Source organism: Novosphingobium sp. GW835-FHT14H07 (genome assembly GCF_058793515.1).
Window position 1 is genome coordinate 1 of sequence record NZ_JBXAFX010000064.1, and the last position, 1,518, is coordinate 1,518.

2 protein-coding genes are annotated in these 1,518 nt (G+C 66.8%); both read left to right on the top strand.

The genetic code is table 11. The features are described 5' to 3' along the window. Positions 1-678, top strand: a 678-nt coding sequence (locus AC1Q5P_RS21725; RefSeq protein ID WP_492520007.1) for a histidinol dehydrogenase, incomplete at its 5' end; no start/stop codon positions are given. Between the two features lie 10 nt (positions 679-688). Beyond that, positions 689-1,447, top strand: coding sequence for an SDR family NAD(P)-dependent oxidoreductase (locus AC1Q5P_RS21730; protein ID WP_193828729.1), 759 nt, complete (start codon positions 689-691; stop codon positions 1,445-1,447). Positions 1,448-1,518 lie beyond the last annotated feature (71 nt).

The window sequence follows — 1,518 nt, forward strand, 5'->3', positions numbered from 1 at the left end:
GTCGGCATCGACCTCTTCGCCGGCCCGACCGAGACCCTGATCATTGCCGACGAGATCGGCTGCGATCCGGAGATGGCCGCGACCGACATTCTCGGCCAGATCGAGCACGGGCCGGACAGCCCCGGCGTGCTGCTGACCAATTCGGAAAGCTTCGCGCGGGCGACGATGGCCGAGATCGACCGTCTGCTCGAGATCCTGCCGACCGCCGACCATGCGCGCAAGGCGTGGGAAGCGTTCGGTGAAGTCATCGTCGCCGACAGTTACGAGATGATGGTGCGCATTGCCGACGACATCGCCAGCGAGCACGTCCAGGTGATGACCGCCGACCCTGACTACTTCCTGCAGAACATGACCAACTACGGCGCCCTGTTCCTCGGCAATCGCACCAACGTCTCGTTCGGCGACAAGGTCATCGGCACCAACCACACCCTGCCCACGAAGAAGGCCGCGCGCTATACCGGTGGCCTGTGGGTGGGCAAGTTCCTCAAGACCTGCACCTACCAGAAGGTCCTGACCGACGAGGCTTCGGCGCTGGTGGGCGAATACTGCAGCCGCCTCTGCGCGCTGGAAGGCTTTGCCGGCCACGGCGAGCAGGCCAACATCCGCGTGCGCCGCTTCGGCGGGCGCGATGTGCCTTACGCCGGGCAGGCCGCGCCGAGTGAACTGACCAAAGCATGAGGGGCGTGGCATGACTCCCCTGCCCCGCACCCCCTCGCTGCGTCTTGATGGCAAGCGGGCGGTCGTGACAGGCGCAGGGCGAGGCATCGGTCTGGCCGCCGCCGCTGCCCTTGCCCAGGCGGGCGCGGCGGTCACTCTCGTCGCCCGCTCGTCCGGCGAGATCGCGCAAGCGGCAGCCGCGATCGGCAACGGCGCGCAAGGCGCCACGCTCGACGTCGCCGACCTCGACGCCGTGGCTGCGTTCTTTGCCGAGCGCGAGCCGTTTCACGTGCTGGTCAACAACGCCGGCACCAACCGGCCCATGCCGATGTGGGACGTCGGCCCGGCGGACTACGATGCCGTCCTGGGCCTCAACCTGCGCGCGGCCTTCTTTGTCGCGCAGGCCTGCGCCCGCCGGATGATCGAGACCGGCACGCCAGGCTCCCTCATCCACATGGGCTCGCAGATGGGCCATGTCGGCGGGCCCAACCGCTCGCTCTATTGCGCCAGCAAATGGGCGATCGAAGGCATGAACAAGTCCTTTGCGCTCGACCTGGCGCAGCATGGCATCCGATCGAACACGATCGCGCCGACCTTCATCGAAACCCCGCTGACCGAGCCGATGTTCGCCGACCCGGCCTTCCGGGCCAGCGTGCTGGCCAGGATCAAGCTGGGACGGATCGGCAAGGTCGAGGACCTGATGGGCGCCGTGCTGTTCCTTGCAACCGACGCCTCCGCGCTGATGACCGGAACCAGCCTCGTCGTCGATGGCGGCTGGACCGCAGAATAGGATTGCACGATGTTCGAACCCTTTCCCGGTAACTATGTCTGGAACCTGGGCATCAACCTTGCCCTGATCGC

What these genes read in the sequence shown, in the direction of transcription:
- AC1Q5P_RS21730 (WP_193828729.1), top strand. Translation starts at nt 689, where the DNA reads ATGACTCCCCTGCCCCGCACCCCCTCGCTGCGTCTTGATGGCAAGCGG.